This is a genomic window from Sphingobacterium sp. Ag1, assembly GCF_000988325.1.
Classification (GTDB): Bacteria; Bacteroidota; Bacteroidia; order Sphingobacteriales; family Sphingobacteriaceae; genus Sphingobacterium.
Genome location: NZ_LBGU01000043.1, coordinates 676,612 through 702,005, shown reverse-complemented (window position 1 = coordinate 702,005; position 25,394 = coordinate 676,612). Strand labels below are relative to the sequence as shown.

Genomic DNA, 25,394 nt, shown 5'->3' with positions numbered 1-25,394 from the left:
ATCTCCTAAACATCAACTTGCATATTGAGCTTCAGCCTGCTTCGTCGAACCGCATAGATGACTATAATGAAAATAATCCAATCTATCGCCGCGCTCGCTACATAAATGCTGTGTACACCAAAATATTTTGGCGCAATAATTAAGATAGGAATATAAAATACAACCTGTCGCAATACACTAATAAAAGTCGCAGGCTTGGCATGATCAATGGAAGGAAACCACACCATCGCCATAAAAATAAATGGAAGAACCAATAAAACACTCATGTAAATTCTGAAATCCATTAGCTGCTGTATTGAAAAAATCGCTCCTGGGATCATGATCGATAGCACAGCAACGGGATGCAGCATCACCAGCAACCAGAACGGGAGCAGAATCAGCAGCCCAGTAATGGCAAATAAACGGTACGAATTGATACTTCTCGTATACTGCCCAGCACCATAATTCATCCCCGTTACAGGCTGCAAAGCCCGCATAAGCCCCCATAGTGGGGTATTTAATAAAATATAAAGCCGATTGATCGCTGTAAAAAACGTAATATCCATATTATTTCCGTAATTGGCCAATGCGTTGAAGACAACAATATTCTGGATTACAATCATGACCATCATGACAAAGCCGGGCATTCCTAATGAAAGCGTTTCTTTTAAAATCGATAAATCCCAAGATAAAGACCAAAACTTTGTTTTGAATGAAGCCTTTCCCCCGGCGTAATACCATACACCTAAAAATGTGTAGATGATCATCGATATATTGGTTGCCCAAGCTGCTCCTGAAACACCCCAACCAAAATGCTGTATAAAAACTGGTTTAAGCAAGACATCAACAAGCAATCCTATTGCAATCATCCAGGCCGCAGTTTTCATACGACCCTCCGCACGAATGATCATATTAAGGGCCAAACCATAAATCCAGAAAAAACTACCCAATATTGTCCCTCGAAAGTAATCGATCCCAAGGGCCAATATCTCACCTCGCCCACCCATCATATAGACCAGTTTGTCTGCAAACAAATAACAAGGAAGGGTAATTATAAGAGAGAAAATAATCGTCAAAAAATGCACCGTACCAAATGACTTATATAATTTCTCTTGTTGATTCCCACCGATCCAAATACTAATTGCCGCCCCCATACCTGTTCCGATCAGGGTGCCAAAACCTTGAGCAAATTGGGCCAAAGGATAGGTTACACCGACTGCTGCCAACGCTGTATTGTTAATCAGATGACCAACAAAAATACCATCCAGAAAATTGTTCAGACCATACAGGACCATTGCAATCACGGCAGGCCACGACATCTGCCACATCACTCTACTTAACTTATCGCTTAAGATCAGTTGTCTCTGTTTTTCCATAATTCATCGTAAAAGTTAAGCCTGGATTTCTTCACTCTCGCTACGACGATCTGTAGCAGATTTGTCCTCCGCAACTCCAGCTTTCCAATACGAATAAGCATAAAGCTCCTCTCGTCCCCAACCGAGATCCTTACGCAAATAGTTGCGAATCTCCTTTACTGTCGAAAATTCTGCAGCTACATAAGCAAATTTATCCTGTGTAGGCAAGGATCTGATCTTCACCAAATCCGCCAAAAGGCTACCTTCCTGTGGCGTATCATTATGTAACCAAATAAAATCAATAGCAGCCTTAGTCTTCAATTGCTGTATATCTTCGCTACCATGTACTTCAATCATACAGATTCCCTTTGCCAAAGGTGGCAAATCTTCTAAGATTGCCCCCAGAACAGGAATTGCAGTTGCATCCCCAACAAGGAGATAGTTAGCTGCAACTTCATATAGAGACGTCTTACCTGCTTTCATCAGAATCCCAAGCACGTCGCCAGGTTTTGCAGCCATAGCCCAAGCTGAAGCTGGCCCCTCATCACCATGGGCAACGAAATCAATCCATACTTCATTTCTATCAAGGTTGATACCGCGATGTGTATAAGTTCGAACTGTTGGCCTAATCGCCTCATCCATCGGCTTCCACTGCCCTCGTTCATAATCAAATTCTGGAAAATAAATGCGATCTACATGCTTTGGCGGAATCAAGATCTTGTTATTGACTCCGACGGTCGTATTAGCGATTTGATCTACACCATCACCAGTCAAATAAACACGAATATAATGTGGCGTCAGGTATTCTTTTCTACTTACAGTCAGGGCGAGCTGTATTACTTTCATTTCAGTTTTTCGCATGATTTTCTAATTACGTACATATTTGATCAAAAGACCATTATTAAGAATCTTTCTAAACAAAGGTAATTATTCGACTTTTATCAAACCCGATTCATGCGCTATTAAAACTTCCGTAAGAAGGAATAAAAGGTCCGTAAAGTGTAAAAAAAACTATTCCACATTACAAGGTATTTTTTAGCTTACTCGGTGGGATTCCAAATTTACGTTTAAAGGCGTCCGAAAAATGGCGTTGATTTTTGTAACCAACCAAATCAGAAACTTCACCGATTGTTCGATCTTCATCTAAGATCAGTTTCTTGGCATGTTCCATTTTTGCGTCATGCCAAAAACCAAAAACAGTCGTACCAAATAGCTCCTTAAAACCTTTTTTCAATGTGAATTCATTGGTACCCACCAGATGCGCGAGATTGACTAGTGTACTATTGGTATCCATATTTTTTAGTAGAAACTCACGAACGGCATATATCTTATCGATATCGGCTTTTTTTAACGAAACTGCTACAAAATCCTCTTCCTGAAACTGTTCCAATTGAAGAAGCAAGAGCTCCATAATCTTTGCTTCCAGGAAAATTTTCTTAAAAATTCCCTTTCGTTGACAATTGATTACATCGTCGATAATTTCATACATATCGTGGGTAATCCGTCTATGCATATTGGTCAGCAATCCCGATTTACCACGGTCAATAGCATTCCGAAAATCTGCAAAGAATTTAGAATCTTCGGGCAGGAATCTTTTAAAAAATTCGGGCGATAAGTTTATTTCACATAACTGAAACTCCTGATTCCCCCACTCCATTTGACCACACATTGAATTTCCGTAAATAATATTATGCTGGTATGTCTCAAAATTTACACCTAAGGGCATCATTTCGCCACTCGCCTGACTATTGCCTTTTAAGGCAAAGTGCATTTCAACTGTTTCAAAATCACTTTCAAAACGAAACCGCATCCGTTTAAATAACTGTGCATGACCGTAACCAATATGAATACCATCGAAGAAAACCTCCTTATAAAAACCTTTTCCAAATGTAGTATCTAAATGTGTTACAGATTCATAAATTCCAGTGTCGACAGAAAAGTAGGTACTTGGGTAAGTCCGCTCCAATAATAAATTGGGTGAATCAATATCATATAATCTTAGTGCCATTTTTAATTCCTTTTAGGATTCAAATAGTCTTACGCACATTAGGCAATATACCTTAACAGAAATATTCCCTTCGACGGACATTTTATTCCTTTATGCAGACCCCATAACAATAGAATGCCTGCTATCTTTGACTAAAGTATAAAATTATTTAGAATCATTCTTAATTATTTGAAAAATAATTCACTATGGATACAAATAGAAATCAGGATATGGCAGACAACTTTCCACTCATCCAGGATAGCATTTATAATAACATCAAGATTGCCAATCCAAATGCAACGAAACATGACATTATTTTAGCCGCAGAAAAAGCGAAAGTCTTAGATTTCGCCTGGGAATTTCCAAAGGGGCTCGACACATGGATTGATGATAGCAGATATCCTTTATCCAGCATACAACAACAACAAATTCAACTGGCCCGTAAATTTTTAAGGGCATTGTCGTAATGACAATGCCCTCCTTATGCTATGCCGGGTAGCGTACTGGGGGAGCATAACTATTTATCACCTCAGTTTACAATAACCAGCCCTTTACGAGATCGTTATGTTTCTTGACCCATTCTTTTGCCGTAAATGCTTTGTCCTGGCTTCCCTGAATTTTTGACAACAAATCAGCCATTGTTGATTCATCGAAGTAGACTCTGGAGAAAAATCGGGCTAGCTCAGGCTGCTCAATGTTAAAGTTTCCCCGTGCAAAAATTTTAATTTGCTCGGCATCACCCAATGTCTTTTTGGGGTCATCCAAAAACTTCAATTTCATTTTAGCAAACATCCAATGCGGCTGCCAGCCAGCTACCACAATCCAACGTTTTGCTTTGATTGCATTTTGCAATTCCGTGATCATAGCTACGGTAGATGAGTTCACATGCTTATAATCGAGGCTATAATCTTTGATCACCTGATCCACGGCACGTGTTATTCCAGCCCCTTTTTCTATTCCAATGATCCGTTTATCAAACTCTTTTTCATGTTTTTTCAACTCTTCAATTCCATCAATTGTTACGTAATCCGGTACAACAAGTCCATTTCGCGCATGGTTATAACTCGTTCCAAGCTCTTCAATATTGGGGAATTTAGCCACTTTACTTCCATGGGTCAATGGCAGCCAGACATCCATATATAGATCTGTATCGCCATTGTTCATGGAGGCTAACATCATATCTGGCGTAGCCCGCTGGACAACAACATGATATCCCTTTTCTTCCATAATAACTTTTGCGACCTCTGTCATTGCGACCCCTTCGGCCCAGCCATCGACCATACCGATATGAATAATATTTTTATTCCGACCTGTGCTGCATGACGCAAGCAACAACACCATCAGACACAATACCATACTTTTTATTTTCCTCATACTATGCTTTCTTTTTTACAAAGCCCTGCGTGATTCGATCCAAAATAATAGCGAGAATCACAACGGACAAACCACTTTCAAAACCAAGACCAATATCCAAGTTATTAATACCCTCAAGCACTTTTTCTCCCAAGCCACCAGCAGCAATCATTCCGGCAATAACAACCATAGATAAAGACAGTAATATGGTCTGATTGATCCCTGCTAAGATTGTTTTTGTAGCCAAGGGCAGTTCTACTTTAAATAAGATCTGACTATTGGTCGCGCCAAATGAACGTGCAGCTTCAACGATATCTTTTGGAACCGCATCAATCCCTAAAGTCGTCAAACGGACGGCAGGTGGCATAGCGAAAATAATGGTCGCAAAAGCTCCTGGGACTTTACCAATACTAAAAAATAACACTGCCGGAATCAAATAGACAAAGGCCGGCATTGTCTGCATCAAGTCAAGCAAGGGACGAATGATCTTGGCCGCTAGTTTATTTTTTGCAGCCCACACACCCAAAGGAACTGATATAACCAAGGCTGTCAAGGTAGCGACCAATACCAGCGCCAAAGTCTCCATCGTTGCAATCCAAAATCCCATCAGATAGATCAATGTTAATCCCAACAATGTCGTCAGTGCGACCCCTTTCCCAGATTTCCACCAGGCTAATGCTGTAAATAATGCGATGATAATAAAAAAAGGTATCGTTGTTAACACCCATTCCAGCCCAATAATGGATGCATTCCCTGTATTTTTTATCAGGTTAAAAAATGGCTCTAAATGATCTGTCAGCCAATTGACGGCTACAGCGATGTATTGTCCTATATCGATTACTTTATTCATTTCTACTGATTATTTGCTTTCTCTTTTAATTCAATAATTTCCTCTTCATTATACTTTGTCGCTTCAATAATCAACGACGTCTGTGTTACGATCCCCAATAAACGATTATGTTCGTTCACCACAGCGATTGGGGACCGGATCTCCGATATCAAAGGCAACATTTCTTCAACGGTGACCTCCTTCGATACTGTTGGAACGTTGGCATGTATAATGGATTCTACGGTAGGTTCCCTACGCTTTGCCGATTGAATGACTTCACTCATATGAACAAAACCAAGAAAAGTATCATGCGCATCGACTACAGGGAGAATTTCAATTCCTGTCGCCCGCATTTTCCGCAGCGCCCCCTCAGGGCCATCTTTTTTGAAACGTACAACAGTAGGTTTCTCAAACATCAGTGAACCTGCCGAAATGATTGACTTGCGATCCACTTTTTCAACAAAGGCTTTAACATACTCACTTGCTGGATTTGTCAAGATATCTTCCGCAGTACCGATCTGTTCGATGACACCATCTTTCATAATAGCAATACGATCGCCCAATTTGATCGCTTCATCGAGATCATGGGTAATAAATACGATTGTTTTTTGTAGATTATCCTGCAACTCCAGTAACTGATCTTGCATTTCTGTTTTAATCAGGGGATCCAGAGCTGAAAATGCCTCATCCATCAGTAGTACTTCAGGATCATTTGCAAGTGCCCGAGCCAGTCCAACCCGCTGTTGCATACCACCCGATAACTGAGAAGGTAGCTGTTGCTCAAATCCACTCAGCCCGACGACATCAAGCGCTTGCTGCGCTTTAGATTCCCGTTTGTCCCGTTCTTCCCCTCTCAATTCTAAACCAAAAGCAGCATTGCTCAACACGGTATGATGTGGCAATAGACCAAACTTTTGAAAGACCATACTCATTTCCGTTCGACGGACTTCAAGAAGATCTTTATTATTTTTCCCTGTTATATCCTCACCATTGATATAAACCTTTCCTGATGTCGGTTCGTTCAATCGATTCAGACAACGGAGCAGGGTAGATTTCCCACTTCCCGAAAGCCCCATTATAACGAAAAATTCCCCCTCAAAGATTTCAAAATTAGCTTTGTTAATCCCAATAGTACAGCCCGTTTTCGCTAAAATATCCTTCTTCGAGAAACCCTCGTTCAGTAAATGCAAAGCTTGTTTCTTTTGCTTTCCGAAAACAAGTACCAAGTCTTCAACTTTTACTTTTACCTTGCTAGTTTTATCCATTCTTTAATTTTTTTAAACATAAATAAACCAAAAGGGCATAAGTGATCCACTAAGGCCATACGCCTACGCTATTTTCTTGCAAATAAAAAATATCCCTACAGTTGAGTTCGTTTGATCGAAATCCTACTCGTACAGTTCAATCAACTTATTAACTAACATACTTTACTCTCGGTTCGGTAAGAGCAATGATGAAAAAGAAACTAATCTTTTAAAGACGAAATGCTCCATTTATAAAGCATCTCCAAAATATACTTCAACAAGTATAACGAACAACCTAGGCTGTGCCAAAGGCACAAAGCCATAGCGGAATAAACTCACGCCATTCTGTCTTTTGACGATACAAAGGTACGAAAAATAAATTAAACGCATTTTTCACAACCCATATAGTTAAAATACAGTTAGTTAAAAAAACATATCGTAATATTAAAAATACGATCAGCGGGAGAAGCACTCGACCACTGATCGCATTTTTTAAGGTGTATTATTCTCCCCAGTTTGGATTTTGGGTAAGGTTAGGATTTAATTGTCGTTCTTGGACAGGTATTGGATATAAATAGTCTTTCTTTTCATCGAAAACTTTTTTGATATGCGCATTAATAATCACATTTCCTTTATTCCCATTTTCCAATAAGATTTCCGAGCCCAGTTTCAATAGCTGAATTCCCGAGGCACTCGGCTTGTTACCTTCATAAATCCAAACGTCATCTTTACCATCATTATCTAAATCAAACTTGCCTGTACCCGGAAAATACATCCCTTTAAATTGTCTCGTGACCAACTGGCCGCTTTTCCATCTTAAGATATCATCCCAACGGAAAGATTCCATCACCAATTCAATACGGCGTTCTCTTCTTATTTCCAATAGTACCCCCTTCATATCACCAACTACATTCGGATAGTCTTTCGCTAAAAATGCATCTGGATTTGATTTAGCCGCCTGCAGATTTAGATTTGGCATGCCTACACGATCGCGCAATAACTTAATTGATTTGTCCAAATCGGCCTGGCTCAATGTACCTAACTCTGCTTTCGCTTCAGCATAATTTAATAAAACCTCGGCATACCTAAAAATAGGCATATCATTTTCAGAACGATTGAAGTTATCATACTTTACATCTCCCACAAATTTGATCAATTGATATCCCGTCACTGAATTCCCAAAGTTCGGAGCAACAGCAGCGGCACCTCCAATACGCTTATAGCCCGGCGTACGAATCGTCTGGCTTAGACGTGGATCGCGATTTAGGACCTCCTCCTTAAACGTCATTGTTTGGTAATTGGATTTATCGGTAAACCTGGTTCCATCTTTCATCAAGTAAGAATCCACCAAGTTTTTATCCAATCCGGGTTTTCCGTAGGAAGCTGTAATCGTATAATAATTTACATTGTGCCAAATTTGCAAAGCATCCGAGAATTTCCGCGCTAAAATAACCTCTTGTGGCAAACTATTAACGCTATAAAACAATGCACCATAAGAGTCTGTTCCCGCGGCATTGTATATGCTGTATTGCGCTCCCTCCATAAGCTTGCTGGCTGCGTCGGCTGCCTTCTCCAACAGGCCGTTTGCATCGGGTAAATTAAATTCTGTATGATATTTACGAAATGTTCCTTCAAAAAGTGCGACCCGGGACTTTAAGGCCAATGCAGTCCATTTGGTCACTTTTTCATCACTTTTGGTAGCCGGTAGATTGGCAATCGCATAGTCCAGATCAGCGAGAATGTTTGATACAACCAAAGTTCTCGGATCCCTTGCCTTCTTAAGTTGTTCTTCGTCATTTTGATCAATGACCTTGTCATACCAGGGCACATCTCCAAAACGTTTCAGTTTATCGAAATAAAAATATGCCCTAAAAAAGCGCGCCTCGGCAGCATAAGGTGCAGCAGTTGTTTCTGAAACTGTATTAAAGCAATTCGCCAAAAAGTAATTGATATTACGAAGATTTGCCCAAGTCCATCCACCGCCACTTATCGGAACCTGTCTTTTTCCGGTCAATTCATCATCCAATGTTGTCTTAACGATATTATCGACCGATTCGTTATAAACTCCTTCGGCCGAAGGTAGTGCGGCATCGTAAAATGACTTTGTAAATAACGCCAAATCCTTTTCTGTTTTAAAGGAAGCCTCAGGAGTAACCGACGATTCAGGCAAACGTTCCAAATAATCTTTGCTACAAGCTATCATGCCACAGCTCAACAATGCATATATATATACTATCTTTTTCATACTATTAAAATGTTAAATCTAGACCAAATGAAAATGTTTTAGAGATTGGATATGATCTTCCGTTGACCTCTTGAGCCGACTGTTCGGGATCAATATATTTGGAACGGAGCTTAGTCGCCGTCCAAATATTTTCACCAGACACATAAATCCGCGCATTGGCCAATTTCACGCGCTTCAGCCAGGCCTGAGGAACCGTATAGCCTACGGTTAGATTTTTTAGCCGTATATAAGCTAAATCCTGTAAGTAACGATCCGATTTGACGTTCAAAGATCCACGATCATTCAAGGCAATATAGCCTCTTAACAGTGGATAATAGGCATTTGTATTTTCAGGCGTCCAAATATCCTGTTCAAAATCTTTCGGCACAAACGAATAATACGGTCTTGAGTATGGCCCCCAGAACTTATCTGCATTTGCTCCAGGCCACCAATGTTGTCGACCTATCCCCTGAAAGAAAGCTGAGATATCAAATCCTTGCCAATTTGCTCCTAAATTAAAACCAAATGTATAACGGGCTCTGTTGTTCCCAATGATCACTTGATCCCCAGGGTTCATCAATGTATTGTCTCCAGCATCAACCTTTCCATCCGGAACGCCATCCTTTCCACCAATGTCAACAAATTTCAAATCTCCAGGATGAAGTTTGGACCAGTCTCCCGGTGCTGCCAACCGTTGTTTATCCACATAATCCTGGTTAACTTTCCAATTGTCGATTTCCGTCTGGGACTGAAAAAAACCATCAGTTTTATACCCCCAAATTTCGCCCAAAGTCTGGCCGACATAATAGTTACTTAGCAACATTTCCTTATTGTCAAAACGTGTAATCTTCGCTTTAGAATCCGACAATCCCAGCCCAATATTATAGCCAAAAGGTTTTCCATCCAAGTCAAATTGATCACGCCAAGCCACAGAAATCTCCCAGCCTTTATTTCTTAGGTCTCCGGCGTTTGTCCGAGGCGACGCCGAACCAAAAACCGCTGGCAATGTTTTTCCTGGGATCAACATATCGAGCGTATTTCGAATAAAATAGTCAGCAGATACACTCAATCGAGTTCTAAAAAATTCGAGATCTGTTCCGAAATTTAATGTATTCGTTCTCTCCCAGGTTAAATCAGCCGAAATTGGAGTTGGTGCACTCAGGTATTGTGTTTTTGTACCATTGGTTATGTAATTAGACAATCCTGCATTCAACAATTGGATGTAACCATACTCAGCAGCTTCCTGTGCGTTACCCAACGCCCCATTAGGAGACTCTAAATTTAGCTTCATTCAAAACCGGCTTCAGATTAGCCATAAACGACTCTTCCGAAATCCGCCATCCGCCTGAGAAAGAGGGAAAAAAACCATATCGCTGACTGGATGGAAATTTAGACGTTCCATCGTAGCGACCATTCACCTCCAACAAGTACTTCCCTTTATAATTGTAATTCAACCTTCCAAAATAGCCTCGTAATGCCCAGGTATTTGCATTCCCGAGTAACTGCATTTGACCAGTCCCCAGCGCAAAATCATTCAGGTCCTCCGACAGCAAATTAGTATGTGTACCACCGATCCGTTTGTACGCTGTGGTTTCCTGGTTAAAGCCTACCGTGGCAGCAAGCTGATGATCTCCAAATTGCTTGCTATAATTGGCGAATAGGTTGAGTGAATGTTTTGGCCTATTGATGATCGTTTCGGTATAGGTATCATTTCCCAAGTAATTGATCACACCAGGAAAAACAGACCAAGGAGCGGCCGTTCTTCTATTCCAGTTATGGATCGGATTATAAGTAAAGGTATAATTACCCGTTAAGGTCAAGTTTGGCGCCAACTGAAATACTGTCTCAAACATATTGATAAACTCATATTTATCCTCGCCACCTTTTGACTTTCCATGCAACAAATCCGCATAAATACCATCACCAATATTATAATTGTTCAGTTCCGTCCTATAAGTCGCGGTACCATCGGGATTCATGGGCACGTAAGATGGTAAAGCGTGTACCGTTGTTGAAATAAAATTATTGTTATTATCTGGACTTGTCGCCCATCCTGGATAGGTGTAGTTTTGGTAATTCAGCTGGGTATTTGCACTTACCTTCAACCAAGGGGTCACCTGCGCATTTATGCGCGATCGAACATTATAAGCATCGAATTTATCTTGGTTAATTTTCATTAGCCCCCCTTTTTCATAAAGTCGCCCCGACACATAGTAATCAATTTTTTCACTACCGCCAGAGAAATTTAACGAATGTTCCATTGAGGTCTGTGTTTTTCGATACATCTCGTTCCACCAATCTGTATTGCCATAATATACATATTGATCTTTTCCATTTCTATTCTGAACCACTACGGAAGGCAGACTAGGATCTGTTTTTCGTTTCAATAGTTCAGCATAGTCATCTTCTGAATATCCCGTATAACTATTACCGGTGGCACGAATAAAAGCTTCATCATTTAGTTTCGCAGCATCATACCCGCTCGTCATAAAATCTGTCCGCACCGTCAGTCCAGACCAACCAAAATTATTACTGTAATTAATGTTCATTTTTCCGGCCTTTCCTTTTTTGGTTGTTACGAGCATAACACCAAATGCCCCCCGAGCGCCATAAATCGCTGCTGCCGAAGCATCCTTTAAAACGGATATCGATTCAATATCACGGGGATTGATCGTATTGATATTTCCTGGAACTCCATCTATGAGAATAAGAGGTTGTGCATTAGCTGAGTTTATCGAAGCGAAACCCCGGATATTAACGTTTCCTTCCCCTCCTGGCCTGCCATTGGTAAAAGTAATATTCAAATTTGGTATTGCTCCCTGCAAAGCTTGAGTTGCATTGGCAACTGGGCGATTTTCAAGTATCTTCGCATCAATCTGAGTAACAGCACCTGTTAAGTTTACCTTTTTTTGCTTACCATACCCGACAACAATTACTTCATCAAGGGATTGATCTGTCGAAACCAGCTGAATGGTTAAGGGTATTGCCTCTACTTTTACGTGCTGTGTTTCAAAACCGATCATCGACAAGCGCAATACATGCCCAGTTTTCCCTTCGATGACAAAAGCACCTTGTTGGTCAGTTTGCGTAGTTTTGCCAGTAGTTGAATTAAAAATCGACACACCCGAGATAGGTTCACCGGTTGCTGTTTTTACAATGCCTCGAATAGGCCCCTGAAATTTGGCGGAAATTTCAACATCCGGAATAGATGTCAGAAAGACAGGTCTGCTCTTGGCCCACGCGCCGAGAGACATCCCGATCATTACAGGAAGTAATACGTGTTTCGTTTTCATGAATTTGGTTTTGTTTTTCTTCGGTTACAAAGAAAGGTTATTTAATATTTGTAAATTATTAACAAAGCATTACTAAACAATTAAACGACAATTGGTTAAATCAATATTAAGATAATACAATTTTAACACGAAACAGAATGTCTTTTTTAATTTTTTAGTAAAACAAAACATCAATAACTTTAAAAAAACAAGACAAAATATTGATAATCAAATTTTTAAATAAAAATGAGCAAACAATATTTATAAAAAACCTTATACGAAATGAAATGTAACATATTTGAAACAAAACAACATGAAAAACAACGAATTGCAGCCAATACTAAGTCGACAGCATACCTAAACAATTAGGTTAATTATTTTCTTCGTATTAACATAAAACTTCGTCATAAAAAACCTTTATCCAATACATTTGTCTTCAATCGGTTTTAGTCAGGGCGAAAACATACAATTAAAAGCTAAAATTCAAACAGTTAGCATACCTAAAAACCTGTATTTACTACGGAATAAGATTGCTTATTAAAAAGATTAGAATCAAGACCATCACATTCAACTTAAATGGCCTATCAATAAGGAAAAAACGCAAAAGGCTCAACTTAACACACATCACAGAGAAGGAGAAAAAGCTACTTTGGTATTGATCAACCGCCAAAAATACCCAGGAATTTATAAGGGATCAATATTCGTCAGCCGGTCCCTAAGCCCATATTGCAGACATAGTCCCTTAACCTTTTCCGCAAATGCCTGTCGATAATAGCCAGGAAGTTTACCGTCCGCACCAAACAATCGTTGGTATTTTTCCACGAGTTGTGGATAGTGTTTTTCGACCGCACGCATAACCAACGTCCGATTATCACCAGGATCAGAACCATACAAGGCCAAGGTTGCTGGAAAAATATAATTTGCATCAATGGATCGAAAAGTCCCAAACATCTGATCAAGATGAGTTCCGGTATCCGAAATAAAGGGCAACAAAGGCATTAAACTTACGCCACTACACAATCCCATCTTACGTGCTTCACTCAATGTATTCAAACGAAGCTCAGGCGATGGTGCACCTGGTTCAAATATGCTGGCAATTTCCATATCGATGGTTGAAAAGGAAAAAGTAATAAAAGCGCGATGTGTCAATTTACCCTGCAGATCCAATGGAAGTATCGCTTCAGCATCGATCTGCTTCAACAAATCAAAATCCCGACTTACTAGATCCGATTTGGTAATAATATGCACCGGAAAACGATAATGTACTATAATTTCCAATAATTGCCGCGTCAGTAACTCCGTTTGCTCAAATTGCAAATAAGGATCCGTTGCAGACGACAATACAATTATTCCATATTGTTTTTTACGGGCACGGAGCGCTAGGGCTCGGTCCAACAAATCCACCGCATTGCGCTTTACACCTAGCTTTTCGGCCATATTAATACCATATTTACTACCTCTGATATAACAATATAAACAATTGAACGAGCATCCGCTATAAGGGTTAACGGTGTAATCGTCAAGAAACCAAGGATCTCTTTGTTTTGTTTTATTGAGAATAGATTTGACAATTACAGACTGCATAGGGTACGTTATAGTAATGAACGATTTTATAGAACAGATTTCAACAGACTAAGTTAACTCAAAATTCCGCCTAGGCGACAAAAAATGCTATGAAATTATTCTCTCAATCGATTTTTCAAAACGCCTTTTGACTACCTGTCCAATTCCGTCCCACTAATTTGATTGTCGCTTTCTATTGAAATTACGAACATTTTGGCTGTTTAGAAAGCGTTCTTAACCATGTAGACTAAGAATCCATCGGATCCGTCAAAAGTCTTTCACGACAAATAAATACAAATATTTCATTTTCAATGCATAATAAATGCATTTATTCATTACCTTTATGCTATTGAAACAAAACTCAACTCCAGCCATGTTTATCGGCGCTGTCAAATGGTTCGACAATAACAAAGGATTTGGTACTCTTGCGTTACCTTCCGGAGAAGAACTCTTTGTGCATATACGCAGGTTTAAAGTTCCTCCAGAACATGTTATTCAACCTGGAGAAGTTATTGTCGGAGACAAGAAACCTGACCCAAAAAGAAGCGGTTATCTCGCTCAGAACTGCAGGATTCTCAAAAGGCCCGAAGATTGGAAATTCGTCATCTCGCTCCTCGACAAAGAACACACCGTGCTCCTCCCCGATAGCCACGGTCGAGAACAAAAGCACAACTTAACCTCATTAACAGCAAGACAACTTCTAAGAATCCAGCCCAAAGAACATATATTGGCTATGCTTACCGCTAATTTTGATGTTCATTTCGATAGCTCAATTTTCATTCCTTATGCTGAATTGATAGACAAAAGCATTACCGGTGTTTTTGAGAAGGAGGCAGCCTGCGATCTACTTTCCAAGGTGTTCGAATACTTTGGAAAACATGTCTCGCATCAAATTCTATTTCGTGTATGGAAGGAAAGCATGTTTAGGTATATCGGCTATCCGGCAGAAGGCGACTACGAAATACCTGAACTTGTATTTAATCTGAATGCCACGGAGATCGATTGTGATGATCTTGCGAGAATCATCACTTATAGCTTTGGCAAATCTTTTTGCAGTGATTTTGTAAATGCTTTATTTGAAGACATAGAAACAATGGACAAAAAAGATATCGAACCTTTGTTACCGTATCTTGAGTTTTTGGAGAATGAGGATTCTATTGAGAAAATACAGACTCTTATGCAAGAGTAGCTGAATCGAATGCCTGCCTAAAAATCCCTGTTTGATTTTTTTGGGAATATCATCAATTAAGGCAGAAAGCACAGAAATTGATGATTGAAAAACCTGTAGAATAGACAGCAACAGCCTATTCTACAGGTTTAAATCGAAGTGCACTGAGACTGACCTTGTCACCATCACCTTCAAGAAATGAAACAGTAACGCTGTATCTTCCTGCGGCTTTAAATTTCATCCATCCCCAAGGGTACCAATTATACACAGAAGCGGCGGCTTGTTGATTCTGCACGATCTCTCCAGTCGAGTTTTCAATCTTCCACACCACTCTCCCCTGCCCTGTATAATTTAGATCAACTTGATAATAGCCTGGCTTAACAATGTCTATAGCATACGTTAGTTTACTTTGATCATTCCATTGCCCTACTTGAACGACATGTTTCCATTCACCGAATTTCTCCATCCAGGATTTCCCGGTTTTATGGCATCCTTCAACTTCGGCAAAGTCTACAGGAAGAATTGTCTCCATCGCCGGATCGACACCCAACATTTTATCAATAACAGGTGTCTCCTGCATAACGACCTCAATCACAGAAACCAGCGGATCCGACGCTACCGATGGGATATTGATCTCCAACCATTTTCCATCGGTCGTATAATTTAACTTTTTCTTCCCATCTGCGTTTAAAAGATTGATCGACGTTATCCCTTTTGTTAGGCCCGGAACAAACAACTTTCCATTAGTTGGCCAGTGATAGACCAATAATGAAATTTTACGTCCTTGTACAGTAGCATCCCCCCAAGGCAAGGCGTGCCCCCAAGGTGAAGCTTGCGCACCATAGACGGCCGCTGGATATTTTCGGATCCATGCACCAGCACCACGCAAAGCTAAGCTCGCTGGCTCTGGAATAGTCCCATCTGGTTTAGGCCCAACATTTAACATGTAAGTCCCGCCCCGGCTAATTGTAGACAATGTACGAGACAAGATTTCACGGGCACTCTTCCAATTATTGTCGTACCAAGCATACCCCCAAGAGTCGTTGGTTACATCTACTGCCTCCCAAAGACCTGGAACATTCTGCCGTGGTACTTCCATATCCCCCAAAGTAGAATAATCACCGAGTCCATGCCCAACACGTCCCGACACGTAAGCCCCAGGTTGATTTTTATGAACCAATTCGACAAGTTTTTGGGCGTATTTCTTATCCATCCCACCAGGCGTATCGAACCAGACCAATTCTATCGGCCCATACTGCGTCGTAATCTGGTTCACCTCAGGATAGCATTTCTCCCAAAAATAATCGTCAAATGTTTTCGGCTGACCAGCAGCATCTACCTTGGGACCTCCGTTTCCACCGGGATAAGTCCAATCCTGATTTTGCGAATAATAGAAGCCAAAACCGATGCCCCCTTCCTTACAGGCTTTCGCAAGCTCAATCATCGGATCACGTTTAAAATCGGTCGCCTCAACAATATTAAACGAATTCACTTTCGAATGAAACATCGAAAATCCATCGTGATGTTTGCTCGTAATCACGATATAGCGCATCCCCGCATCTTTTGCAAGCTGCACAATCGCCTTAGCGTCAAAATGATCTGGATGAAATGACGCCGCCGCGGCCATGTAGTCAGCGACGGGGATATTGGCCATGCTCTTGTTCATGAGCCATTCCCCTATGCCATAAAACGTTTTCCCCTTCCAGGTATTTGCCAGCTGCGAATAGATTCCCCAATGGATAAACATCGCATATTTGCCGTCACGGAACAGTTTCCCTCTATTTTGGGAAATGGAATTTTTTCCTCCTTGACCATCCCACATTTTTTCCATCTGTTGCGCCGAAACTTGCTTTGCAGACAATGTCGCCAGAGCGAGACCCAATACGATACCTTTCATACCCATATTTCCTTACACTTTAGGCAGATTATAGCCATTATGATAAACTTTCACTAAGTACCCATCCGCATCTTTATCATTGAAACTGCGCTTTTGTTTGTCCCAAAACAATTTCTTTTTAGAACGGTACGCAATATTTCCCATCTGTGAGAATATCGCAATATGAGCCCCCGCTTCTATCGGAGCATGAAGACCTTCTACTGATTTCTTTCTAACAGCTTCAACGAAATTAACCATATGCTTGTCCAGTCCATTGTCCTGTGAACGTTGGAAAGAGACAGCGTCCATTCGTCCTTTCTCGGGAATAACTTCCCAGCCTTCACGATTAACGACCAAGGTACCATTATTACCAATGAAAGCAACACCGTGAGTCTTCTGATAAGGGCCCAAATCTATACCTGTTGCCTGCTCCCATTGAACATTAAATCCATCAAACTCATACACCGTTGTTAGACTATCTGGTGTTTCAGCGGCGTCGTCGGGATAAGCAAATTTACCGCCAGCAGCCATTACCGAAACAGGATCTGACACTTTCATTCCGATGAGCGCATAATCCAACATATGTACACCCCAATCGGTCATCAGGCCACCAGCATAATCCCAATACCACCTGAAATTGAAGTGAAAACGATTGGGATTAAACGCACGTTTTGGGGCTGGCCCCAACCATTTATCATAATGTACTCCAGTAGGAACAGGAGCGTCTGCCTGAACCGGAATACTCTTCATCCAACCTTGATAAGCCCAAGCCTTAACAAGGCGTATCTTTCCCAATTTTCCGCTATGAACAAAATCCATCGCATCTCTAAAATGTTGTTGGCTTCGTTGCCACTGCCCTACCTGTACAACACGTTTATACTTTTTAGCAGCTGCAACCATAATTTCACATTCTCGAATGGAGTTGCCAATCGGTTTTTCGACATATACATCTTTTCCTGCCGCAACAGCATCAACCATTTGCATGCAATGCCAATGATCGGGCGTAGCGACAATAACAACATCAACGTCATTTGCTTTCAGAAGATCTTTATAATCGATGTAAGTCTTCACATCAATATTGCGTTTCTTTAATTCCTCAGCGCGATTCTTCAAAACATTTTCATCGACATCACATAATGCCGTACACTGCACGCCTGGTACTTTCAAGATAGCGTTCAGATTAGACCAACCCATACCGTTGGTACCGATCAGCCCCACACGGACCGTATCAGCTTGAAAACCGAATACTTTCGTCTGTGCAAAAAGTGCCGATGCCGCCAACAGACTCGTATTTCGAATAAATTCTTTCCTCTTCATTGTTTAGTTTGGTTTATATTGATATTGCATATTCAATACTAGGAAGACGATTATCTTGGGCATCCCCCTAGTGAGATCACTAATATAAGATTTAGTCTTTAGGATGAAGAATATTAATCCAACAAAATGGCTGAAATAAAGGACTTTGAATACCGTAGATAATTTCTATATTTGTTAAAAACTAGCATAAAACCATGGACCGAAGAACTTGTCTTTCTCCACCAGCAAAATAACATAGCGCAATGTCAAACGAATAATGACATCTGATCAGGAGCAAATTCGGATGATACAAGGATTAACTATTTATTTGGCTTTTAAATTTCCCTTTATGGGAAAGACATTTTTCTTATGAAAAAATCATATTTAGTACTTCATACCGCGGTACTGCTCGCAGGCTTCACCGGAGTTTTCGGCAAACTCATTACCCTCAATCAGATACCACTCGTGTGGTTTAGGGTTTTACTTTCAACACTTATTCTTTTCGTTGTCCTCAAATTATTCAAGATTGAGCGATTAAAATCGACAAAAGATATACTGAATATTGCAAGAGGTGGATTATTGCTCACCATCCATTGGATATTTTTCTATGGAAGTATCAAGTTTTCCAATATTTCCATTGGCGTAGTGTGCTATTGCCTGACCAGTTTTTTCACAGCCATTCTAGAACCTATCATCAATAAAAAAAGATTTAGTGCGGCGCAGCTGATGTTAAGCATGTTGACCTTGATCGGAATCAGTTTAATCTTTCATTTTGATAGCTCTTATCAAATGGGCATTATTTTGGGTGTAATTTCAACTATTTTCGCGGCCCTATATACCATCTACAATGAGCGATTGGTCAAACAATATGATAGTAAATTACTCAACTATTATCAAATGCTTAGTGGCACCATTGTATTGGGACTTGGACTGCCTATTTTCTATTATTTATTTCCCACCGAACGTTTTATACCAAGCTTTTCTGATGGGATCTATTTAATCTTGCTGTCTTTATTTTGTACGGTTGGTCTTTATGTTCTTTTTGCCGAATCACTCAAGAAGCTATCTGCATTTACGGTCAATTTGAGTTTCAATCTTGAGCCCATCTATTCGATTATCATTGCTTTTTTATTCTTCAACGAAGGCAAACAAGTCAATGCTTCCTTTTATGTGGGGCTCGCTTTTGTACTCGTTTCTGTTCTTCTTCAAACGCTGCGCTCTATCCGGAATAAAACTTAATAATTTCTTTTTCAATAGGCAAACATCGCATTGATTGCCTATAGAAATGTTGTTTTAACGTTAAATGTAACCACCGATGGCCTGGGCCGACGCTATCCGGCAACAACATCGGGTGGAAAAACTGGCATTATAAAGAAAAGAATCGTCTTTCATAACATTTTTTAGGTAGATGCTGCCTTTGGCAAACGCGCAATATGTTGTCCGGCTTTCATGCCTGAGAATATACAACCGCCCAAAAAAGTGCCTTCTAACGCTCGATAACCATGCATGCCACCACCACCAAATCCAGCTACCTCGCCCGCTGCATACAAACCCGCTATCACCTTGTTATCCTTTGTTAGTACTTGCGAATGGAGATTCGTTTTGAGACCGCCTAAGGTTTTACGCGTCAACACATGGAGACGTACCGCAATGAGCGGTCCATTTTCCGGCGCCAGGATTTTATGGAGGGCTGCCACTCGACCTAATTTATCACCAAGGTAGTTTCGTGTATTTCGAATATAATTTACTTGCGTGTCCTTTGAAAACTTATTATCGACCTCCCGGTCACGCGCTTCAATTTGCGATTTAATCGCTTCATAATCCAATAGATCCTCCCCTGTCAAACCATTCATACGAGCGACGAGATCCTTTAGATTGTCCGAAACAATAAAATCAGGTCCCTTTTCCTTAAAAGCCTCAACTGGTCCAGGTGCATTTTTCCCAAAAATGCGTTTCAAAAATAACCTATAATCCTTGTTGGTGATATCCGGATTCTGTTCTGAACCTGAAAGAGCAAACTCCTTTTTGATAATCTTCTGTGTCAGGATAAACCAGGAATAAGAAAAGCCTGTTTCTTGCAGGTGTCTGAGTGTACCCAAGGTATCAAATCCAGGTAAATAAGGAGCTGGAAGCCTATTACCGCGGGCATCAAACCACAATGAAGACGGCCCAGGCAAGATACGGATGCCGTGCATAGGCCATATTGGATTCCAATTTTCAATCCCTTCCGTATAATGCCACATGCGATCGCGGTTTATCATATGAGCCCCAACCTCTTCGGCAATTCCAATCATTTTTCCATCGACATAGGCGGGAACACCTGAAATCATTTGCACTGGTGCTTTCCCTAATCGTTCAGGCCAATTTTCGCGTACCAATTGATGATTTGCTCCAATCCCTCCCGAAGCAATAACGACCTGATCTGCATAATATTCAAACGCTGCAAGAATATTTCTGTTGGTAGCAACACCCCTTGCTTTGTTATCATCTTCCAAAACATCGCCCGCAATTCCGATGACCGCGCCATCTTGCGTTAGCAATTTTGTCACGCGATGTCGAAAGCAAAACCGCAGCAGACCTTTTTCCTGCGCAGCAAAAGCTTTATCCACAAAAGGTTTCACAACGCCAGTTCCAGTCCCCCAACTAACATGAAATCTAGGAACGGAATTACCATGCCCCGAGGCCGATCCGTCACCGCGCTCAGCCCAACCGACCATAAACATCAGCTTAATACCGAGCTTAGCGACGTAAGCAGCCTTCTCTTCCGTCGCAAATTTCAGGTAGGCCTCTGCCCATTGTCGCGGCCAATAATCCTCCTCGCGGTCAAATCCTGCAGTTCCCATCCAGTCCTGCCGAGCCAGTTCAAAAGAATCCTTGATACCCATGCGACGTTGTTGAGATGAATTGACAAGAAAAAGCCCACCAAAGGACCAATAGGCCTGACCACCAAGATTTTCAGCTGTCTCCTGATCCACAAGAAGCACTTTCTTACCAGCATTGGTAACCTCCATTGCTGCTGTAAGCCCTGCTAAACCCGCTCCGATAATAATCACATCAGGTTTAAATTGTTCAACTGTTTGCATAGATATTCTTTTACTGAACGGTTATCCCAATAAAAATGTAAGTGCTCACAAGACCTACCACACTATATAAATCTACTAGTTTGTGTAGGAATGTACAAGAAAAACTTAACAGAAATCTGCCGGCGCTTTTCAAAAAAAGGACCCAGCATTATATCATAAAAATAATAGAATAACCTAATTTAAATTATTTTAATAATAAAAAATAGCGTTATAACTTTGTGCCATCAATCATTCAGATAATAGTAGGCATCCTTTCGAACAGATTTATTTGGTAAAAAAAGGTGCATCAGAACGACAAATAAAATTTAACAAGAGACATAAAAAATAAAAAATGGAATACAGAAAATTAGGAAAAACAGATTTAGAATTATCAGCAATTACGTACGGAGCTTTTGCAATTGGCGGCAACATGTGGGGCGGAAATGAAAAGAAAGATTCTATTGATTCTGTGAAAGCATCGATCGACAACGGTGTCACTACATTAGATACAGCCCCGTTTTATGGCTTTGGTTTGAGTGAAGAAATGATCGGTGCGGCAATTCAAGGTTATGATCGGACCAAAATACAGGTATTGACCAAATTTGGTTTGGTATGGGACGGTAGTAACCAAGGAAAAGGTGAATTTTTCTTTGACGCAGAAGAAGCTGGTAAAACTATTCCAGTTTATAAATATGCATCAAAAGCTAGTGTAATTCAGGAAGTAGAGAATAGCCTAAAACGCTTACGCACCGACTATATCGATCTACTACAGATTCACTGGCCAGATAGTACAACTCCGATTTCCGAAACGATGGAAGCCTTGGATCTTCTTTTACAACAAGGTAAGATCCGTGCTGCCGGTGTCAGCAATTATAGCGTTGATCAAGTTTCAGAAGCACGAAAAACCCTCAATATAGCGAGTAATCAAGTTGGTTACAGCATGCTGAACCGAGGTATCGAACAGGACCTTGTTCCTTACGCAAAGGAAAATGATCTAGGTATCATTGTATATAGCCCTATGGAGCGTGGTTTGTTAACCGGTAAATATTTCAATACGGGTAAATTAAAAGAAAACGATCACCGCAATGGTTATTTCCAACAATTTGATCTGGCCAAGGTAAAGACCTTCTTGGATACCATCAGTCCAATTGCCGCAAACAAAGGTGTCACGCTTTCCCAATTGGTATTACGCTGGACTAGTTTACAGCCGGCGATCACTGTAGTCTTGGCAGGTGCCCGAAATGCAGAGCAGGCCATCGCAAATGCGCAAGCCATCGACATCACGCTTACCGCAGAAGAACTATCCTTTATCAATCTTGCATTAGCAAAAATTTAATATTCAACGATGAAAAAATTCAATCAGTTGACAGTACTCCTCATGGGGGTACTGTCACTCACAGCATTGCAAAGCAATGCGCAAAATAAAACATTATTGGTAGACCCAACAGATAGTACATGGCATCATGCTGCTTATGGTAAGAACGACGAGATCGGAGCTGCCAATTTAATATCACCAGAATTGGTGCTACAGTCATTAAAACTTGTCAAAAAGGGAAAAACTGTCCCTCTTGCTGTCCCTGTAAACAAACAGCTTCCAGCTTTCCGCCACCGTAGTTTTAACTTGTATAATATACAACCCGGAGAACAGGCTGGTGCAACACTTGGTCCCAATAAATTCACTTTCAACGACGAATTGGTAAATGCCTGGACCGGTGTCGGCACCCAATTGAACGGTATTGGACATATCGGAATCAACAATATCTACTACAATGGCAACAAAGCGCAGGATTTTGTTACGGTAGAAGGCGTTAAAAAACTTGGAATAGAAAAAGTCCCACCACTGGTAACCCGTGCTATTGTCTTGGATATGACAGCCTATTATGGAAAAGATATCGTTCCAGGTGGTACAGAATTTACCGTTGAAGCCATTCAATCGGTATTAAAAAAACAAGGGATCACGATCAAAAAAGGTGACATCGTCTTATTCAACACAGGTTGGTTAGAATTGATCGGCAACAACAACCAACAGTTCCTGGAAACTGAACCCGGTATCGGTATGGATGCAGCAAAATGGCTAGCAGATCAAGGTATCGTTGCTTTTGGTGGTGACACGTGGGCATCCGAAGTATATCCAAACCCCAATACCAACGAAGAATTTCCAATCAATCAGTTTTTATTGGCCAAACGTGGCATATACAATCTTGAATTAATCGACACACGCCCCTTGGTAAAAGAAAAAGTCTGGGAATTTCTATTTGTCCTTGGACAGCCCTTATATGTCGGATCCACACAGGTCAATGTCAATCCAGTAGCGATCTATTAATTGCTTTTAAGATCAGTTCGGTGCACCTCTTTATGGCACCAACTTAGAACTCATTGCTCCAATGGGTCCATTCAAAAGAAAGAATACTTAATAAAACCTTCTTAACTTCGCAGACACCAACAGTAATGAAAGCAAACTGAAGGTTCTTTGTGGCTAATAAGATCAGACACTGTCAGAAAAATTAAGCCTATTTGGAAGACCGAAATCATACCTATCTTCCAAATAGGCTTTCCATTATACCTGCTTCATCCTTAAAGACTACAGCTTATCAGCAAAGCAAAATATTATTGCCTTATTGTCGAAAAGTTATCGATGATCTGCATCAGGACCAAGGCTTCCTCAATCGGAGATGGATTTGGCCCAATGCCGCTGAAATACTCTACCGCACGCGAAATCATCGGCAATTGAATATTTTCGGGATGGTCAAATCTGAATTCCTGCTCTCCATCCCCTGTTTCGATAACAACTGAATTTCCAAAAATGGAAAAACAAATACGACCAAGGCTTCCAACAATTTCACAACTGTCTACCTGATTTTCTTTGGCAACATTAAAACACCAACTTCCATGAAAAACAAGCTGATTATTAAATAAAATGGTCCCTGTGGTTTGATCGGCAACAGCACTGTCCCTATCCTGAATTAAGCTAAAACCATCGTATGAAATCGGCATTCCAAAAAAGTAAAGCATCAAATCCAATTGATGAGGGGCTAAATCAAAAAAGTAGCCGCCGCCCGAAACAGCAGGATCAGTACGCCAATCTCCGCCACTTTTAGTTACCAGGTCGGGCGTTCTGCTTTGCCATAAACGGAGTTGCACCGTCCTTAGCTGGCCAATTTCACCGTTTTCAACAAGCTCTTTAACCTTTAGAAACAAAGGCAATTGTCTACGGTAATGCGCAACAACCAATTTCCCGTTACTGCTTTTTACTTCCGCCAATAATGATTCAGCCTCTATCGCATTTAACGTAACGGGCTTTTCAACGTAAACAGATTTCCCTTTACGCAGGGCAGATAGTGCATACGCGAGATGAGAGGACGGTGGCGTTGCGACATAAATTGCATTGAGATCGATATTATCAAGTAAATCGTCAGCGTCTGAAAACCATAGGGGTACCTGATGTCGCTTAGCATAATCAGCAGCTTTCGCCGCATCCCTTCGCATGACAGCCATTAGCTGACTATTATTTATCCGATTAAACGCAGGTCCACTTTTTTTTTCTGTGACATCACCACAGCCGATGATACCCCATACTATTTTAGGATTGTCCATAAGTATATTCAAATTATCACTAAAATTCTAACCAATCCTCCCTATATCTGGCCGTAATTACAGGACATACATGGAAGTACTGGTCTGAGTTCTTAGGGCTTTTCACGCCCCACAAATCGATTTTTACCCAATAGAAAACCGATCGCCCTTTCGATGTTTTTTCTTCGACTATCCGCAGTTTTTAAGTTAGAAATATAACGGATAATTTCCTTTTGCTTTGATGGAGACAATCCATCAAACACCTTTAGTGCATCCTTATTTAGCGCAAATGCTGCTTCGAGTTCTGGATGAGGCAAAATAGTCCGGTCTTCCGGATCAAAAGCGATTGTTATGGTTAAGGTCTCGCCGATTCGTTTCGGCGAGTTCGCCAATATAACCGTGTTAATGTACAGTCTCCATTCCCCCTGAAATCGCAGCAAGGTCTGAACATAATCTTTTTCATTAACTTTTCCCTTCACAGGAATATAACCTTTGTTCATTCCCGCATCCTTAAATAGGTTTTCCAGAATATCAGCAGGAACAAAAACAAAAGGATTGATACCGATAATTTCCAATTGTGCTTCAAAGGCAAACATGACACGATCAATTAGGT

20 protein-coding genes are annotated in these 25,394 nt (G+C 40.7%); 5 read left to right on the top strand and 15 right to left on the bottom strand.

Features of this window, described 5'->3' with window-relative positions:
• Positions 1–5 precede the first annotated feature (5 nt).
• The 3 genes from AAW12_RS20220 to AAW12_RS20210 all read right to left on the bottom strand — a co-directional run bounded on the left by AAW12_RS20220 (position 6) and on the right by AAW12_RS20210 (position 3,342).
• Positions 6–1,355, bottom strand: a complete 1,350-nt coding sequence (locus AAW12_RS20220; RefSeq protein ID WP_046675381.1) for an MATE family efflux transporter — start codon at positions 1,353–1,355, stop codon at positions 6–8.
• Between the two features lie 15 nt (positions 1,356–1,370).
• Positions 1,371–2,195 carry a siderophore-interacting protein gene (locus AAW12_RS20215; RefSeq protein ID WP_046675380.1) on the bottom strand — a complete coding sequence of 275 codons (825 nt, stop codon included), beginning with the start codon at positions 2,193–2,195 and terminating at the stop codon, positions 1,371–1,373.
• Positions 2,196–2,355: 160 nt separating this feature from the next.
• Positions 2,356–3,342 (bottom strand): helix-turn-helix transcriptional regulator, encoded by a 987-nt coding sequence (locus AAW12_RS20210; protein ID WP_046675379.1) that lies wholly within the window; start codon positions 3,340–3,342, stop codon positions 2,356–2,358.
• Positions 3,343–3,527: 185 nt separating this feature from the next.
• Here AAW12_RS20210 and AAW12_RS20205 point away from each other — a divergent pair, with 185 nt between their 5' ends.
• A complete protein-coding gene (locus AAW12_RS20205) occupies positions 3,528–3,788 on the top strand; it encodes a hypothetical protein (protein ID WP_046675378.1) in 261 nt (86 codons plus the stop codon).
• A 67-nt stretch (positions 3,789–3,855) separates the two neighbouring features.
• Here AAW12_RS20205 and AAW12_RS20200 read toward each other — a convergent pair whose 3' ends face one another.
• The 7 genes from AAW12_RS20200 to AAW12_RS20175 form a co-directional block, all read right to left on the bottom strand.
• Positions 3,856–4,695 carry a glycine betaine ABC transporter substrate-binding protein gene (locus AAW12_RS20200; RefSeq protein WP_046675377.1) on the bottom strand — a complete coding sequence of 280 codons (840 nt, stop codon included), beginning with the start codon at positions 4,693–4,695 and terminating at the stop codon, positions 3,856–3,858.
• A gap of 1 nt (position 4,696) precedes the next feature.
• Complete coding sequence (locus AAW12_RS20195; protein WP_046675376.1) at positions 4,697–5,524, bottom strand: ABC transporter permease; 828 nt, start codon at positions 5,522–5,524, stop codon at positions 4,697–4,699.
• A gap of 2 nt (positions 5,525–5,526) precedes the next feature.
• The gene (locus tag AAW12_RS20190) at positions 5,527–6,768 is read right to left on the bottom strand and encodes a glycine betaine/L-proline ABC transporter ATP-binding protein (protein ID WP_046675375.1); all 1,242 of its coding nucleotides are present in this window, start codon (positions 6,766–6,768) and stop codon (positions 5,527–5,529) included.
• Between the two features lie 481 nt (positions 6,769–7,249).
• Complete coding sequence (locus AAW12_RS20185; RefSeq protein ID WP_046675374.1) at positions 7,250–8,992, bottom strand: RagB/SusD family nutrient uptake outer membrane protein; 1,743 nt, start codon at positions 8,990–8,992, stop codon at positions 7,250–7,252.
• A 4-nt stretch (positions 8,993–8,996) separates the two neighbouring features.
• Complete coding sequence (locus tag AAW12_RS26685; protein WP_053003864.1) at positions 8,997–10,262, bottom strand: hypothetical protein; 1,266 nt, start codon at positions 10,260–10,262, stop codon at positions 8,997–8,999.
• Entirely contained in the window at positions 10,237–12,264 is a 2,028-nt protein-coding gene (locus AAW12_RS26680) for a SusC/RagA family TonB-linked outer membrane protein (protein WP_053003863.1), read from the bottom strand. The genes AAW12_RS26685 and AAW12_RS26680 overlap by 26 nt, the downstream gene beginning before the upstream one ends.
• 663 nt (positions 12,265–12,927) lie before the next feature.
• Positions 12,928–13,827, bottom strand: coding sequence for an SPL family radical SAM protein (locus AAW12_RS20175; RefSeq protein ID WP_046675373.1), 900 nt, complete (start codon positions 13,825–13,827; stop codon positions 12,928–12,930).
• A gap of 322 nt (positions 13,828–14,149) precedes the next feature.
• Here AAW12_RS20175 and AAW12_RS20170 point away from each other — a divergent pair, with 322 nt between their 5' ends.
• Positions 14,150–14,995, top strand: coding sequence for a cold-shock protein (locus AAW12_RS20170; protein ID WP_046675372.1), 846 nt, complete (start codon positions 14,150–14,152; stop codon positions 14,993–14,995).
• Between the two features lie 115 nt (positions 14,996–15,110).
• Here the strand turns inward: AAW12_RS20170 and AAW12_RS20165 are convergent, their stop codons facing one another.
• Both AAW12_RS20165 and AAW12_RS20160 read right to left on the bottom strand, forming a co-directional pair.
• A complete protein-coding gene (locus AAW12_RS20165) occupies positions 15,111–16,871 on the bottom strand; it encodes an alpha-L-fucosidase (RefSeq protein ID WP_046675605.1) in 1,761 nt (586 codons plus the stop codon).
• A 12-nt stretch (positions 16,872–16,883) separates the two neighbouring features.
• Entirely contained in the window at positions 16,884–18,167 is a 1,284-nt protein-coding gene (locus AAW12_RS20160; RefSeq protein ID WP_046675371.1) for a Gfo/Idh/MocA family protein, read from the bottom strand.
• A 348-nt stretch (positions 18,168–18,515) separates the two neighbouring features.
• Here AAW12_RS20160 and AAW12_RS20155 point away from each other — a divergent pair, with 348 nt between their 5' ends.
• Positions 18,516–19,385 (top strand): DMT family transporter, encoded by an 870-nt coding sequence (locus tag AAW12_RS20155; protein WP_046675370.1) that lies wholly within the window; start codon positions 18,516–18,518, stop codon positions 19,383–19,385.
• Positions 19,386–19,546: 161 nt separating this feature from the next.
• On the opposite strand, the gene AAW12_RS20150 is transcribed toward AAW12_RS20155, so the two are convergent.
• The gene (locus tag AAW12_RS20150; protein ID WP_084823255.1) at positions 19,547–21,229 is read right to left on the bottom strand and encodes an FAD-binding dehydrogenase; all 1,683 of its coding nucleotides are present in this window, start codon (positions 21,227–21,229) and stop codon (positions 19,547–19,549) included.
• 331 nt (positions 21,230–21,560) lie between these two features.
• On the opposite strand from AAW12_RS20150, the gene AAW12_RS20145 reads away from it, so the two are divergent.
• Positions 21,561–22,544, top strand: a complete 984-nt coding sequence (locus tag AAW12_RS20145) for an aldo/keto reductase (protein ID WP_046675368.1) — start codon at positions 21,561–21,563, stop codon at positions 22,542–22,544.
• Between the two features lie 9 nt (positions 22,545–22,553).
• On the top strand, positions 22,554–23,531 hold the full coding sequence (locus AAW12_RS20140) for a cyclase family protein (RefSeq protein WP_046675367.1): 978 nt from the start codon (positions 22,554–22,556) through the stop codon (positions 23,529–23,531).
• A gap of 284 nt (positions 23,532–23,815) precedes the next feature.
• Here AAW12_RS20140 and AAW12_RS20135 read toward each other — a convergent pair whose 3' ends face one another.
• Both AAW12_RS20135 and AAW12_RS20130 read right to left on the bottom strand, forming a co-directional pair.
• Complete coding sequence (locus tag AAW12_RS20135; protein ID WP_046675366.1) at positions 23,816–24,802, bottom strand: Gfo/Idh/MocA family protein; 987 nt, start codon at positions 24,800–24,802, stop codon at positions 23,816–23,818.
• 92 nt (positions 24,803–24,894) lie between these two features.
• A complete protein-coding gene (locus AAW12_RS20130) occupies positions 24,895–25,377 on the bottom strand; it encodes a YdeI/OmpD-associated family protein (RefSeq protein WP_046675604.1) in 483 nt (160 codons plus the stop codon).
• Between the last annotated feature and the right edge of the window lie 17 nt (positions 25,378–25,394).

What these genes read in the sequence shown, in the direction of transcription:
- AAW12_RS20220 (WP_046675381.1), bottom strand. Translation starts at nt 1,355, where the DNA reads ATGGAAAAACAGAGACAACTGATCTTAAGCGATAAGTTAAGTAGAGTG.
- AAW12_RS20215 (WP_046675380.1), bottom strand. Translation starts at nt 2,195, where the DNA reads ATGCGAAAAACTGAAATGAAAGTAATACAGCTCGCCCTGACTGTAAGT.
- AAW12_RS20210 (WP_046675379.1), bottom strand. Translation starts at nt 3,342, where the DNA reads ATGGCACTAAGATTATATGATATTGATTCACCCAATTTATTATTGGAG.
- AAW12_RS20205 (WP_046675378.1), top strand. Translation starts at nt 3,528, where the DNA reads ATGGATACAAATAGAAATCAGGATATGGCAGACAACTTTCCACTCATC.
- AAW12_RS20200 (WP_046675377.1), bottom strand. Translation starts at nt 4,695, where the DNA reads ATGAGGAAAATAAAAAGTATGGTATTGTGTCTGATGGTGTTGTTGCTT.
- AAW12_RS20195 (WP_046675376.1), bottom strand. Translation starts at nt 5,524, where the DNA reads ATGAATAAAGTAATCGATATAGGACAATACATCGCTGTAGCCGTCAAT.
- AAW12_RS20190 (WP_046675375.1), bottom strand. Translation starts at nt 6,768, where the DNA reads ATGGATAAAACTAGCAAGGTAAAAGTAAAAGTTGAAGACTTGGTACTT.
- AAW12_RS20185 (WP_046675374.1), bottom strand. Translation starts at nt 8,992, where the DNA reads ATGAAAAAGATAGTATATATATATGCATTGTTGAGCTGTGGCATGATA.
- AAW12_RS26685 (WP_053003864.1), bottom strand. Translation starts at nt 10,262, where the DNA reads ATGAAGCTAAATTTAGAGTCTCCTAATGGGGCGTTGGGTAACGCACAG.
- AAW12_RS26680 (WP_053003863.1), bottom strand. Translation starts at nt 12,264, where the DNA reads ATGAAAACGAAACACGTATTACTTCCTGTAATGATCGGGATGTCTCTC.
- AAW12_RS20175 (WP_046675373.1), bottom strand. Translation starts at nt 13,827, where the DNA reads ATGCAGTCTGTAATTGTCAAATCTATTCTCAATAAAACAAAACAAAGA.
- AAW12_RS20170 (WP_046675372.1), top strand. Translation starts at nt 14,150, where the DNA reads ATGCTATTGAAACAAAACTCAACTCCAGCCATGTTTATCGGCGCTGTC.
- AAW12_RS20165 (WP_046675605.1), bottom strand. Translation starts at nt 16,871, where the DNA reads ATGAAAGGTATCGTATTGGGTCTCGCTCTGGCGACATTGTCTGCAAAG.
- AAW12_RS20160 (WP_046675371.1), bottom strand. Translation starts at nt 18,167, where the DNA reads ATGAAGAGGAAAGAATTTATTCGAAATACGAGTCTGTTGGCGGCATCG.
- AAW12_RS20155 (WP_046675370.1), top strand. Translation starts at nt 18,516, where the DNA reads ATGAAAAAATCATATTTAGTACTTCATACCGCGGTACTGCTCGCAGGC.
- AAW12_RS20150 (WP_084823255.1), bottom strand. Translation starts at nt 21,229, where the DNA reads ATGCAAACAGTTGAACAATTTAAACCTGATGTGATTATTATCGGAGCG.
- AAW12_RS20145 (WP_046675368.1), top strand. Translation starts at nt 21,561, where the DNA reads ATGGAATACAGAAAATTAGGAAAAACAGATTTAGAATTATCAGCAATT.
- AAW12_RS20140 (WP_046675367.1), top strand. Translation starts at nt 22,554, where the DNA reads ATGAAAAAATTCAATCAGTTGACAGTACTCCTCATGGGGGTACTGTCA.
- AAW12_RS20135 (WP_046675366.1), bottom strand. Translation starts at nt 24,802, where the DNA reads ATGGACAATCCTAAAATAGTATGGGGTATCATCGGCTGTGGTGATGTC.
- AAW12_RS20130 (WP_046675604.1), bottom strand. Translation starts at nt 25,377, where the DNA reads ATGTTTGCCTTTGAAGCACAATTGGAAATTATCGGTATCAATCCTTTT.